Genomic DNA, 12,982 nt, shown 5'->3' on the forward strand with positions numbered 1-12,982 from the left:
CCCAGACTCCGGCGTCTCGGACTCGGCCGCAACGCCTGCGGCGGTGACGGGCGGTACGGGGATCCCGGCGGGGGAGTAAGGCGGCGGGCTCACGGTGTCTTCTGAGACGACTGCTCGGTGCCGTTCATCTTCGCCCGGTTCTGCGCGAGGAATACCTGCACCGCCTGTTCGACCTGCTTGGCGTCGACTCCGAGGGCTTGTCCGATGTGGGCCGACCACACCTCGGAGCGGACATTGGTCTCGAAGTCCAGATCGGCGCGGACTTTCTCGCGAAGAGCCTGGCGGTTCTGGCTCACCATCACGAAGGTGGACAGAAAGATCGCCTCAAGGCTGACGATCATGGTGAGCAGTCCGAAAGGGAACGGGTCCCAGATCGCGGACTCGCCGAACAGCCCCTCGTTGACGACAATCCAGACCGCGAACCACGCCGCATGGATATAGACGAATTGCATCGTTCCGGCGAAGGTGGTGATCGCGTCCGCGATCCGGTCCTGGGTCCCGCGCATCCGCGCGAGAACGGCCCGCTCATTCGGAAGACGTACGTCAAACCTACTGGGTTCGGGGGCCATGGCCACTCCTTGATCGGCTGCTCACGAGAGACGCACGACAGCCTAGGCGCGGGGCAGGTGGCCCCCTTGGGTCAAACGACTGTGTACAAAGCCGAAGGCGTACCCATGCGCCGTTCATTGAGTCGATTGGCCGAAGAGAGCCGGGCCGACGCGGCGACCGTGTGACTAGCCACTGCCGTTGGTGCCGAATGCTGTGGCCGGGAACATGGACCCGCGTTCCCCGATCAGTGATGGTCTTGATGTCGATGTGAATCGGACGTTCGCCCACGTGCGCCTGGAACCAGGTGCCATTGGGGTCTTGGTCATCGCAGATTGAAGGAATAGTAAAGGATGCTCTTTCTTGTCAACCCATCATGATTTCTCCGCCGAGCGGCTCGGTGGCGGGAAGCCGGTGAATTCACGGCCCGGAGCGGACCTGGCCGGGCGCGCGGCCGAGCTGGAACTGATGGACTCGCTGTTCGCGGGGCAGGGTCGGGACGGCGGCAGCCTGCTGCTGCGCGGCGCTCCGGGGGTGGGAAAGACGGCACTGCTGGATGCCGCCGCGGTACGGGCCGCGGACGCCGGAATGCGGGTACTGCGCGCCTCCGGCGTGGAGTTCGAGGCCGAGATGAAGTTCTCGGCGCTGCACCAGATGCTCTATCCGCTGCGCAGGCAGGCCAAGGAGCTCGCCGGTCACCATCGAGACGTCCTCGACCGGATCTTCGGTCTCGCCCCGGGACCGTCGCCGGACCCGCCGGCCGCCTCGACGGCGGTACTCGCCCTGCTCGGCGAGGTCGCCGTCGAGCGCCCGCTGTTGATGATCGTCGACGACATGCCGTGCGTCGACCGTGCCAGCGCGACCGTGCTGGGGTTCGTCGTCCGCAGGATCAGTGACGATCCGGTCGTCTTCCTTGCCGCCGCCCGAACGGGAACCGAGGGCCTCAGTCACCAACTCCAGCTGCCCGTACGGGAGATCGGGCCGCTTGCCGCACAGTCGGCGGCCGAGTTGCTGGACGTCCGATGGCCCGGGCTGGCGCCGACGGTACGGCGGCGGTTGCTGGCCGAGGCCGCGGGCAATCCGCTCGCGCTGCAGGAGTTGCCGGCGGCGCTGAGCAGTCGGCAGCGCTCGGGCCAGGACCCGCTGCCCGCGTTCCTGGCTCTTTCCGGGCGGCTGGAGACGGCCTTCGCCTCTGCCGTCGAAAGGCTGCCCGCGCCGACCCGAAGGGTGCTGCTCGTGGCCGCGCTGAACGCCGACGCCTGCCTGACCACGATACGGAAGGCCGCGCGGGACTCCGCGGGCGTCGACGACCTCGCCCCGGCGCAGCGGGCGGACCTCGTCCACGTCGATGCGGCAGACGGCCACATATCGTTTCGGTATCCGCTGGACCGCGCCGCGATCGTGCACCTGGCGTCCCCGAGTGAACGCCGGGGCGCGCACCGCTCCCTGGCCGCGGCTCTGGCCGATTCCCCTGAGCGTCGGGCGTGGCATCTGGCCGAGGCCGCGACCGGACCGGACGAGTCGGTGGCCCGGGCGCTGGACGAAGCGGCCCTGGCCATCTGGCGGCGCGGCGCACCCTCTGGCGCCGCGGCCCGGGCGTCGGACGAGACAGCCGTCTCCGACCGGCGGCGCGTCGCCGCGTCCGCCGCGGTGGCCTGGCTCATGCGCGCCGGTGAGCTCAGCCCGGATCCTGCCGACCGGTCCCGCCGGCTGGTCGAGGCCGCCTACCTCGCGACCATCACCGGTCAACTCGAAGACGTGCAACGGCTGTTGGCCGATGCCGGACAGTCACCCGACACGTCGACCGGGCTGGTGTTCGCCGCCACCGCCCACCTCCTCACCAACGACGAGGGCGATGTCGACGCCGCCTACCGGCTCCTGGCCCGGGCACTCGACGACAACACCGACACCGCCAAGGGCGACGACTGGGGCTGCTACGGCATCCTGTACGCGCTGCTCCTCGTCAGCCTCTATGCGCTGCGTCCCGAGCCGTGGCAGCTTCTCAAGACCGCAATGGCCAGGTTCGATCCGGCCGCGGTAACTCCGTTCAGACTGTGCTACGACGCATATGTCGACCCCACTCGCGCCCCCGAAGCCCTGCGGAAGGGCCTCACCGACGCCTTCGCGGCACTGCCCGCCGACGCGGCACCCTGGCAGCTCATCCCTCTGGCCTTCGCCGCCGTCGCCATGGACACTCTGTCCGACTACCGGTATCTGGTCGCCCGCATGATCGAACGGGAACGTGACGGCGGCGCGATCGCCATGGTCATCCCCGCGCTGATGCTGCTCTGCCACGACTCCTACGGCCACGGGCAGTGGGACGAGGCCGAGAGCCTGGCACAGGAGGGGCTGGACCTGGCAGAGGTCTACGGCTACCACTTCTGGGAGCGGCAGATCCGGGCTCTGCTGGCATCGGGCGCGGCTCTTCGCGGCGACGTGGACCTCGCCCGTACCCGCAGCGAGGAGACCACGAACTGGGCGGCGCCCCGCGGCATCGAGGTGACCGAGGCCTACGCCCGGTCGGCGCGCCACCTCGCGGCCATCGGCCAGGGCGACTACGAGGAGGCCCACGTCCAAATCGGCAGGGTCGATCCGTCCGGCGCACCGAGCCCCGGTATCCCGGGCCGGTGGGTGGTCCTCGACCTGGTCGAGGCGGCGGTCCGCACCGGCCGCACGGACGAGGCGCGCGCCCACGTCGCCGCCGCGCGAGAGGCGGGCATCCACCGCATCTCCCCCCGCATCGCGATGATCACCGCCGGAGCCGCGGCCGTGGCTGCCGAGGAGAACGAAGCCGGCCACCTGTTCGAGGCAGCCCTGTCCCTGCCCCAGGCGGCCCGCTGGCCGTGGGAACACGCCCGCATCCAACTCGCCTACGGGCAGTGGCTGCGCCGCGCCCGCGACTCGCGCGCCCGCCGGCACCTGAGCGCCGCCCTCGAAACCTTCGACCGGATCGGCGCGGAAGCCATGGCCCAGCGGGCCCGCAATGAGCTGCGCGCGACTGGCGTCGCCACCACCGCCGGGCCCGACGCAGCGACCGCCGTATTGACCGTGCAGGAAGGGCAGATCGCCGAGCTGGCGGCCACCGGCCTGACCAACAAGCAGATCGGCGAGCGGCTGTTCCTGTCCCACCGCACGGTCGGCTCCCATCTGCACCGGATGTATCCCAAGCTCGGTATCACCTCACGCGCCGCGCTCCGCGTCGCCCTGGAGGCGATGGCACCCGGCGGGGACGACCAGGTGTCGCTGGAGCCCCCGGCCGGCTAGTCCACCGGCCTCGGGTCGTCGTCGGCCGGCCCCGGCCCGGCGAGGCGGCGGTTCCGCGCCACGGTGCGGCCCGGTGCTCCGGCGGTACGGTGGAGGGAAGACCCCTGACCGGTGAGCCGGAGACGACATTGGCGGACGACGAGGTCAACGCCCTGGCGACCGCTTTGCTCGAACGCGTCGGGGAGCTGGCGAAGGAGATGGCGGCGCGGATCCGCGCCGGCTCGCGGGACTACCACTACGACGTGGTACCCGCGGAGGAGCTGGAAGAGGCTTGCCGGAGCCACCTCGGCAACGCACTCCGGGCGCTGACCGGACAGGTACCCCTGGACACCGAGGCCGCCTCCCGCATCGGCCGTCGACGCGCCCAGCAGAACGTGCCGCTTCCCGCCGTGATGACGGCCTACCGCATCGGCGTGAAGTACTTCTGGGAGGCGGTGGTCGACGAGGCCACCAGGAACTCCCTGGTGGGCAGCGACAGGCTGGTCGAGGCGGCCTCGGCGATGTGGGTGCTCCAGGACGGCATCACCGAGGCCATGGTCTCCGGATACCACGACGCAATGGCCCAGCGACTCCTCGCCGACGAGCACGAGCGTTCTGCGCTGGTGGAGGCGCTGCTGGAGGGCAGGAGCATGGACACCGACGCCGTGTGGTCCGCGGCGGAGGTTCTGGACATGCCGCGCAGAGGTCCGTTCACCGTGGTCGCCGCGGAGGTACCGCAGATCGGCCGGGAGGCCCTGCCGGAGATTGCGGCCCTCCTGAGCCGGCGCGGCATCCGGTCCGCCTGGCGGCTGCGCCCCGATCTCCAGCTGGGCATCGTGTACCTGCGCACCTCGCGGGACCGGGACGACCTCGCCGAGCTGTTGCGGCAGCACGCGGAGCAGCGCGTGGGCGTCAGTCCGTCCTATGACGACCTGCACCTCACGGGGGACGCCTTGCGCTTCGCGAAGGTCGCCATGCGCGGCGGCGACGCGGAGAGCGGTGCCGTGACCGTCTTCGACGACTCCCTGGTCGCGGTCGCGTCCGCCGGCGCACCCGATGTCATGGCCCGCGTCGCCGCCAACGTCCTCGGTCCGATCCAGGCCCTGCCGGTCGGCGATCGCGAACTGCTGCTGGACACACTCGACGCCTGGTTCGCCTGCGGTGGATCGGCCGACGAGGCCGCCAAGCGCCTCTACGTTCACCCCAACACCGTGCGCTCGCGCTTGCGCCGCATCGCCGAACGTACCAGCCGCTCCCTCACCGATCCCCGCGGTATCACCGAGCTCTCCCTCGCACTGCGCGCGGTGCGGCAGACCCCGAAGCCCTCGTCCTCGGAGCCGACCGGCACCACGGACACAGCAGGCAGCTGAGCAGTCACCGGTCGTGCGGGGACCCGGACACCACGGCCGACACGGGAAGGCGCCGCACCCCGTGCATCAACAAGCCCGGAGACCACTCCAAGTCGGCCTCGTCCACGGCCAGGGTCAGACCCTCGACACGCCGTACGAACGTGGTGATCGCGACCTCGGCCTCCATCCTCGCCAGCGGAGCCCCCAGGCAGTAGTGGACGCCGTACCCGAAGGCGACATGGCCTGCCGATCGCCCCGGGCGGAACGAGTCCGGCTCTTCGAACCGGGCGGGGTCCCGGTTCGCCGCGGCGAGGGACACCAGCAGCATGTCGCCTCGGCGCACGGGAACATCACCCACCTGCATGTCCTCGGTGGCGAAGCGTTCGGTTGCCGTGAGCACAGGCCCGTCCAGGCGGAGAAACTCCTCCACCACAGTGGGCACGAGGCCGGGGTCGGCTCGCAGAGCCTTCAGGAGCTCCGGCTGACGAGCAAGACCGTGGAGCACGGCACCGATGAGATTGGCGGTCGTCTCGTACCCGGCGATCAGGAGGAGGAAGGCCATGCCGACCATCTCCGCGTCGGTGAGCCTGTCGTCGGCGGTGTCCGTGGCCAACCCGCTCAGCAGGTCCTGTCCGGGGTCGGCCCGCTTGCCCGCGATCAGCTCCGCCAGGTACCCGCTCATCCACACATAGGCCTCTTCCCGGTCCCCACCGGCGACCGGGGACACGATCTGCTCCGAGGCCCAGCGGAACTTGTCCCAGTCGCCCAGCGGCACGCCGAGGAGTTCACAGATCACGGCGATGGGGACCCGGGAGGCGAAGCCGTCGACCAACTCCGGTGTCTCCTGGGCCAGTACGTCGTCGGCCAGGCGGCCCGCGATCTCCCTTGTACGGGGCCGAAGAGCATCGATCTTCTGCGAGGTGAAAGCGCGCGCCACTAGCTTGCGGAGCCGGGTGTGTTCGGGCGGGTCCACGGTCAGCATGTAGTCGACGCCGACCTCGTCCCGGACACCGCTCATCAGCCAGCCGGGCTCCAGGCCCGCGCGCTCGCTCCGCTTGGACACGCGAGGATCGGTGAGCACTTGACGGGCCGCTTCGTACCCTGTGACCAGCAACTGCGGCGGTGCACCGTCTGGTTCGCAACGGTGCGCGGCTCCGGAATCCGTCAACTGACGCAGCACCGCATGCGGATCGGCCTGGAACGGGGCGCCTTCCAGCACCGCCCGCAGCGAGCCGCCCTCGCGGGCCTCGTCGTGATCCCCGCCGGGCAGGTTGCTTGTCGTCATCGCGGTCTCCCATCAGTGGCTCGGATCGGTCCATCGCAAAGATCTGCACGTCGTCGTCCTGGCCGACGTGGTGGTCCCGGTGTCACCCGTTGGGCGCGATGAACACCTTCATGACCTCCGCGGAGCGAAGGGCGTCGATCGCTCGCAGTGCGTCCTCGACCGGCGCGATCTCCGTGGTGAGGTCGTCGACGCGGATGTCGCCGCGGGCGAGCAGTTCGATGGCGCCGTCGAACTCGGAGCCGTAGACGAACGACCCGCGGATGGTGATCTCTTTGAGCAGAACGACGTCGGGGTCGAATCCGCCGCCGGGCCCCGCACCCACGTTGACCAGCACACCACCGGGCGTCAGCAGCCGGAGGGCCTCCGCTCGGGCCGCCGCGCTGCCGGAGCACTCGAAGACCACATCCACCGTGGACGCGTCGAGTTGGCCGCCGGCCTGGGCGGGACTCAGGGTCAGATCGGCGCCTGAGGCCGGGCCGAAGTGGCGGCGCTCCGGAGCCGGCTCCACCAGGATGACCTGGGCCGTACCCCGCTGAGCGGCGATACGACAGGCCAGCTGCCCGATCGGACCTCCGCCGAAGACCGCCACCACGGCGCCCTTGAGGTCACCGGCCAGTACCGCCGCACGCAGTGCCGTGGCCGTGGGTTCGACCCAGGCAGCCTCCAGTCGGCCCATCGACGCTGGCAGTGCCCGCAAGGTGCCCGGGAAAGCGGCCATCCGCTGTGCGAGGGCTCCGTCCATCTGGAGCCCCAGCGCTGTCTCCATCGTCGCCTGGTGGCAGAAGTTGGGTCGGCCCGAGAGGCAGTACACGCATCGACCGCACACGTTGCCGTTCGGATTGACGGCGACGCGCTGTCCCACTTCCCATCCCTGGACCGCGTCGCCCACGCGGCTGATCCGTCCCGACGGTTCGTGTCCCATGACGAAACCGCCGCGGTAGACCTGCGCCATCCGTGGGGCGTGAAGGTCGGTGCCGCAGATTCCGCACAGGTCGACCTCCACGATCACCTGGTCGGAACGGAGTTCGGGCTCGGGCCTCGACTCGAGCACGATCTCCCGTTGCGCGTTGAGAACCACCGCTTGCATCACGGCCCTTGCCGCCTTTCCGCCGCTGCCGTGCGCGATCCCGGCCCCCCCATTCGATGAGGGCCGGAACGCCCGTCCATGCGTGTGCCGGCGACACCCCCGAATCAGCCGCCGGCACACAACTGCCCCGCTGCTACGCGCCCTTGAACTGCGCGGTGACGGTGGCCACGCGCTTGCCCTGGTACAGGGCGGCGGCTCGGGCGGTGTCGTCGACGGGGATCGCTCCCTGGCCGTTGACGTGGCTGGTGCCGTAGGGGTTGCCGTCGGCGAACTTCACCGGGTCGGTGTAGCCCGGGGTGACGATGATTCCGCCGAAGTGGTGCACGGAGTTGTAGAGAGCGAGCAGCGTGGACTCCTGCCCGCCGTGTGCGGTGGCCGTCGCCGTGAAGCCGCTGTAGATCTTGTCGGCCAGCTTGCCCTGCGCCCACAGCCCGCCGAGCGTGTCGATGAACTGCTTCAGCTGGCTGGCGATGTTGCCGAACCGGGTGGGGCTGCCGAATATGACGGCGTCGGCCCATTCGATGTCGGCCCCTGTCGCCACCGGGATGTCCTTCGTGGCCGTGGCGTGCGCCGACCACGCGTCGTTGGCGGCGATCGCCTCCTCGGGCGCGAGTTCGGACACACGCAGGAGTCGTACTTCCGCACCCTCCTTGCGGGCGCCCTCCGCCACGGACTCCGCCAGCTCGTGAACGGTGCCTGTCGACGAGTAGTAGATAACTGCGATCTTGGGAGACATCGGGAATTCCTCTCGCTCTTCTGTGATCTCGACGGCAGGGGCCGCCGTTTCGGGGTCGGGATGCGTGGTGGGGGTGGCGATGACGGCCAGGGAGAGCCGAAGCCGACGCGCCGCGAGTCCCTTCGAGGCGGTCAGTCCATGGCGGTAGCGGTCGACGGTCGCCGACACCGAAATCCGCAGCGATCCGTTCTCGACGGAAAGGGAGTCCACCGTCAGGTCGACCGGTGCTCGGTCCCCGCGGACGGTGAGGAAACCCTGGACGATCCAAGCGCCGGCCTCACCGCGCGCCACCGTGGCCGACTCGAATCCGATCTCGGGGTAGCGGTCCGTGTGAAGGAAGGCGGGGGAGCGCACATGATCGTCACGGCGGGGCGTGCCTGTCCGGAAACTGCCCGCCTCGATGACGGCCTGTGCGGTCGAGCGGGTGACCGGCTCGGCGACCGTGACGGTCCCCGATTCCAGCTGGAAGGTGCCGGTCACCTTGCCCAGGCCGAACATGTGCCGCGTGGTGAAGGTGAGGGACGACCGTGCTGGATCGACCTCGTAGGTCCCCGCGGGGGGCAATTGAACGCTCATGCCCTTCTGGCCTCTCGCTTGGCGTCGCGCGGTACGGTCCGCAGCGGCGCTGTTGCTTGCTTGGGCAAGTATCTTCCCTCCGCTCGAAATGCTTTGTCAAGCAAGTAAGTGATGTGCTTGAGTGTTCTTAACGGGAGCTTCGGAAGGGAGGGGGAGGCGATGCCGACGCAGCAGCCGCAGAACCTCGCGAGCCCAGTGGCCTCAGAACCCCTGAACAGTGCGGAGGAACGCCTTTGGCGCTCACTGCAGAAACTGCTGGTGGCGCTGCCCCGGGCGCTCGACGAGGATCTCCTGCGCTCCACGGGCCTGTCGCTCACGCAGTACATCGTCCTGGCGCATCTCTCCGAGGCGGAGGGAAACCATCTGCGCATGACCGACCTGGCCGCCGCCACAGCCTTGTCCGCGAGCCGTATCACCCGGCTCGTGGAGACCCTGCGAGTCCAGGGCCTGGTGGTCAAGCGACCTCACTCGACGGACGCCCGGGGGAGCATGGCCGTGCTCACGGAGGCCGGCCTGCTGCAACTCGCGGGCGCCTATCCGGCTCATCTGGCCAGTGCCCGCCGACGAGTAATGGACCAGCTCGATCCCACCCTGGTCCACCAGCTCGCCCAGGAGCTCCAGGCGGTGGCCGATCCGCTCCTCTCGCGGTGCCAGGCGAGCCCCGACCCCTGCGAGTCGAGTTCCGTGTACGGCGAAGTGGTCATTTGACCCAAGCCGGATCGGGCCTCCCGCGCAAAGCATGGTGGGTGCCCCGGCCGACAGTCGGTGGACGAGGACCGACCCCCTCGGCGCCTCGCTCCGGCTGACCTTCGTTCTGTGGAGGCACCCATGCTGCAGGGTTACACCTACCCGCCGTCACCGCGCGGAGAAGCGAACCTCGCCCTTGGTCCGCCGTGGCACTACGCCGGTGACAACGACCTGGCCATGGCCCGCGGGTGGGTGCGGGGCTTCCCGAATACGACGTCGGCATGACCGGGCTGTTGGGGTTCACCTCCGGCTACCGGGCGATGGAGCAGTGTGACACGCTGCTGATGCTCGGCACGGACTTCCCGTACCGGTAGTTCCTGCCCGAGCACGCCACCACCGTGCAAGTGGATCTGCGCGGCGAGCAGATAGGACGGCGCACCCGGGTGGATCTGGCGTTGGTCGGCACCGTACGGGACACCGCCGAGGCTCTGCTCCCCAAGCTCGCGCCGAGGAGCGGGTCCCGGCACCTGGACAAGATGCGCGACCACTACGTCAGTGCCCGCGCCACCCTGGACCGGCTCGCCGTCGACGACCGGAACCGCACGCCGATCCATCCGCAGTACGTGGCCAAGGTCGTCGACGAACTTGCCTCGGACGACGCGGTGTTCATCCCGGACGTGGGCTCGCCGGTGATCTGGGCCGCGCGCTACCTGACCATGAACGGCCGGCGCAGGCTGATCGGCTCGTTCAACCACGGCAGCATGGCGAACGCGCTTCCGCAGGCGATCGGCGCTCAGGCCGCGTTCGCGGACCGGCAGGTCGTCGCGCTGTCCGGGGACGGCGGACTGGCCATGATGCTCGGCGACCTGATCACGCTGAAGCAACAGCGCCACCCGGTGAAGATCGTGGTCTTCAACAACGGGGCCCTCAGCTTCGTGGAGCTGGAGATGAAGGCCGAGGGCATGGTGAACTTCGGCACCGACCTCGACAACCCGAACTTCGCCGACGTCGCCACGGCGCTGGGCATCCACGGCCGCCGGGTGGAGCGCCCGCACGACCTGGCCGACGTCCTGCGCGATGCGTTCGCCCATCCCGGGCCGGCACTGGTGGAAGTGATGACCGCCCAGCAGGAGCTGACCATTCCGCCGACGATCAAGTTCGAGCAGGTCAAGGGATTCGCGCTCTACGCGGCCCGCACGGTGTTGTCGGGACGGGGCGACGAACTCCTCGAACTGGCCCACACCAACGTGGTGCGGCACCTCTCCTCCTAAGAAGCGGGGGAGTCGGGGACCTTCAGCCCGATCAGGCTCAGCACGGCCTGCTTGACGGCGTCCAGGTCGTACTCGCCCAGCGGGACCCCCGAGGCGCGCGAGTGCTTCGTGACGCCGACGAACGCACCGAACGCCATCGAGAGCAGGACCTGAGGGTCAGCAGGACGGACAGCGCCGATCGCCTGCGCCTCCCGCAGGATGCCCACCAACTCGGCGTTGAGGCGATCGGCGACCTCGAATGCCTGCGGGCGCAGATACGACCCGTGCACCTGGTGTTCGAGGAAAGAGAACGCCTGGGGATGGGCGATGGCGAAGTCGACCTGATGCCGCCAGACCAGTCCGATGGCCGTCACGGGATCGGCCCCGCGTACGTCATCGGTGATCACGGCGTCGGCGAAAGCCGCCTTCGCCTCAGTGAAGACCGCCTCGCCCAGCGCCTGCTTGTTGGGGAAGTAGCGGTAGATCGTGCCCACCGCGACCCCGGCCCGCGTGGCGATCTCCGGCACGTTGGTGCCGTCCCAGGTGCGCTCGTCGAACAGGTCCAGCGCAGCGTCCATCACCTTCCTGCGCAGGGGGGTCTCGTCGCTCGTCACAGAGGGAGGCATGGGCACGAGTGAAACTTCGTTCAGTGCCTCGATCCTGTCAAGCGGAGGGGGTAGGGTGCGGCGTGAATGAAAATTCATTCACCCACTCACTCATGAAAATGGAGTGTGCCGATGAGGCGTTACGGGCACTGGATCGCAGGCGTGGAAGTCGAACCGGCATCGGACAGTTGGCTGCCGTCCAGGTCCCCCGGAGGCGACGGGGTCGTGCATGAGATCGCCCTCGGCGACACCACCGACGCGGATCGTGCCGTCGTGGCGGCGGCCGGGGCGGTCGACGGCTGGTGGAACCGTCAGCCGATCGAGCGCGGTCGCGTCCTGGCGGCCATTGCCGCGCGTCTGCGCGAGGAGGTCGCCGGCCTTGCGGAGCTGGAGTCGGCCGAGACGGGCAAGCCCGCCTGGCAGTCCCCGCTGGAGGTGGAGGGTGCGGCCAAGTACTTCGAGTTCTACGCCGGCCTGGTGAACCTGCCCGGCGGCGAAGTGGTGAACATAGGGCCGGGCTTCCATGCGTACACCCGGCGCGAGCCGCTCGGTGTCGTCGCTGTCATCACCCCTTGGAACGCGCCCCTCAACCAGGCGGCGCGCGCCATCGCTCCGGCACTCGCGGCCGGCAACGCCGTGGTGGCCAAGCCTTCCGAGTTCACCTCGGCGACCACGCTCGAACTGGCCCGCATCGCCACCGAATGCGGCCTGCCCGACGGCGTCCTCAATGTCGTCACGGGCACGGGTGGCACCGTGGGCGATGCGATCGTCCGGCACCCGAAGGTCCGGAAGGTGGCGTTCACGGGCTCGGTCCGTGCCGGGCGCGAGATCGGCCGTATCGCCGCGGACCGCATCATCCCGCTCACGCTGGAGTTGGGCGGCAAGTCCCCCAACATCGTCTTCGCGGACGCCGACCTCGCCGCGGCGGCCCAAGCAGCGGTCGAGGCGTTCCTGCCCAACGCGGGCCAGTCCTGCATGGCCGGCACCCGGCTGCTGGTCGACGCGAAGATCCATGACCAGTTCCTGGAAGCGGTGCGCACCGTTCTGACGCACGTGACCCCGGGGGAGACCTACGGGCCGCAGATCACCCGCGCCCAGTTCGACAAGGTCAACGAGTACTTCAAGGTCGCGGAGCAGGACGGCGCCACCCTCGTGACCGGTGGCGGGCCGACCGGGAACGGCTGGGTCGTCGAGCCGACGGTCTACACGGACGTGACCCCGGAGATGCGTATCGCCCGCGAGGAGATCTTCGGGCCGGTGCTCGCCGTCCTGCGCTTCACGGACGAGGACGAGGCGGTGGCCATCGCCAACGACTCCGACTACGGCTTGGTCGCCGCCGTCTGGACCAGCGACGTGACCCGAGCCCATCGCGTGGCCGCCCGGCTTGAGGCCGGCCAGGTCTACGTCAACGCCTATCCGCCCGGCCTGATGGTCGAGGGGCCTTTCGGCGGCTACAAGAACAGCGGGTACGGCCGGGAGAAGGGGCTCGAGGCGCTGCACCACTACACGCAGACGAAGTTCGTCGCCGTGCGGCTCCAGGACGACCAGCAGGTGTGGTGACGCCGACGAGAGTCTCGGCGCACATGGATTGATCCGCCTGAAATCTGCGCAAATCCGC

At 69.4% G+C, this 12,982-nt stretch carries 11 protein-coding genes and 1 pseudogene; 6 read left to right on the forward strand and 6 right to left on the reverse strand.

Annotated elements, in window-relative coordinates:
• Positions 1 to 89 precede the first annotated feature (89 nt).
• Positions 90 to 569 (reverse strand): DUF1003 domain-containing protein, encoded by a 480-nt coding sequence (locus OG266_RS41465; protein ID WP_266469619.1) that lies wholly within the window; start codon positions 567 to 569, stop codon positions 90 to 92.
• 340 nt (positions 570 to 909) lie between these two features.
• Here OG266_RS41465 and OG266_RS41470 point away from each other — a divergent pair, with 340 nt between their 5' ends.
• Both OG266_RS41470 and OG266_RS41475 read left to right on the forward strand, forming a co-directional pair.
• Complete coding sequence (locus OG266_RS41470) at positions 910 to 3,810, forward strand: AAA family ATPase (RefSeq protein ID WP_266469621.1); 2,901 nt, start codon at positions 910 to 912, stop codon at positions 3,808 to 3,810.
• An 89-nt stretch (positions 3,811 to 3,899) separates the two neighbouring features.
• A complete protein-coding gene (locus OG266_RS41475; RefSeq protein WP_371552051.1) occupies positions 3,900 to 5,159 on the forward strand; it encodes a PucR family transcriptional regulator in 1,260 nt (419 codons plus the stop codon).
• Positions 5,160 to 5,163: 4 nt separating this feature from the next.
• Here OG266_RS41475 and OG266_RS41480 read toward each other — a convergent pair whose 3' ends face one another.
• From OG266_RS41480 to OG266_RS41495, 4 genes and pseudogenes are all read right to left on the reverse strand, one after another.
• Complete coding sequence (locus tag OG266_RS41480; RefSeq protein WP_371552052.1) at positions 5,164 to 6,423, reverse strand: cytochrome P450; 1,260 nt, start codon at positions 6,421 to 6,423, stop codon at positions 5,164 to 5,166.
• A gap of 82 nt (positions 6,424 to 6,505) precedes the next feature.
• A complete protein-coding gene (locus OG266_RS41485) occupies positions 6,506 to 7,510 on the reverse strand; it encodes a zinc-binding dehydrogenase (RefSeq protein WP_371553150.1) in 1,005 nt (334 codons plus the stop codon).
• Between the two features lie 133 nt (positions 7,511 to 7,643).
• Positions 7,644 to 8,246, reverse strand: coding sequence for an NAD(P)H:quinone oxidoreductase (gene wrbA, locus OG266_RS41490; RefSeq protein ID WP_371553151.1), 603 nt, complete (start codon positions 8,244 to 8,246; stop codon positions 7,644 to 7,646).
• Positions 8,247 to 8,366: 120 nt separating this feature from the next.
• A pseudogene (locus tag OG266_RS41495) lies at positions 8,367 to 8,822 on the reverse strand (YceI family protein); the annotation flags it as partial.
• Positions 8,823 to 8,981: 159 nt separating this feature from the next.
• Between OG266_RS41495 and OG266_RS41500 the strand changes: the two are divergent.
• From OG266_RS41500 to OG266_RS41510, 3 genes are all read left to right on the forward strand, one after another.
• Positions 8,982 to 9,530, forward strand: a complete 549-nt coding sequence (locus OG266_RS41500) for a MarR family winged helix-turn-helix transcriptional regulator (protein ID WP_371552053.1) — start codon at positions 8,982 to 8,984, stop codon at positions 9,528 to 9,530.
• A gap of 120 nt (positions 9,531 to 9,650) precedes the next feature.
• Positions 9,651 to 9,794, forward strand: a complete 144-nt coding sequence (locus OG266_RS41505; protein ID WP_371552054.1) for a hypothetical protein — start codon at positions 9,651 to 9,653, stop codon at positions 9,792 to 9,794.
• A 113-nt stretch (positions 9,795 to 9,907) separates the two neighbouring features.
• Positions 9,908 to 10,780, forward strand: coding sequence for a thiamine pyrophosphate-dependent enzyme (locus tag OG266_RS41510; protein WP_371552055.1), 873 nt, complete (start codon positions 9,908 to 9,910; stop codon positions 10,778 to 10,780).
• Here OG266_RS41510 and OG266_RS41515 read toward each other — a convergent pair.
• A complete protein-coding gene (locus OG266_RS41515; protein ID WP_266469628.1) occupies positions 10,777 to 11,385 on the reverse strand; it encodes a TetR/AcrR family transcriptional regulator in 609 nt (202 codons plus the stop codon). The genes OG266_RS41510 and OG266_RS41515 overlap by 4 nt on opposite strands.
• Before the next feature lie 111 nt (positions 11,386 to 11,496).
• Between OG266_RS41515 and OG266_RS41520 the strand changes: the two genes are divergently transcribed.
• Positions 11,497 to 12,924 carry an aldehyde dehydrogenase gene (locus tag OG266_RS41520; protein ID WP_371552056.1) on the forward strand — a complete coding sequence of 476 codons (1,428 nt, stop codon included), beginning with the start codon at positions 11,497 to 11,499 and terminating at the stop codon, positions 12,922 to 12,924.
• The last annotated feature ends 58 nt before the right edge of the window (positions 12,925 to 12,982 follow it).

The sequence above is a fragment of the Streptomyces sp. NBC_00554 genome, from assembly GCF_041431135.1.
Classification (GTDB): Bacteria; Actinomycetota; Actinomycetes; order Streptomycetales; family Streptomycetaceae; genus Streptomyces.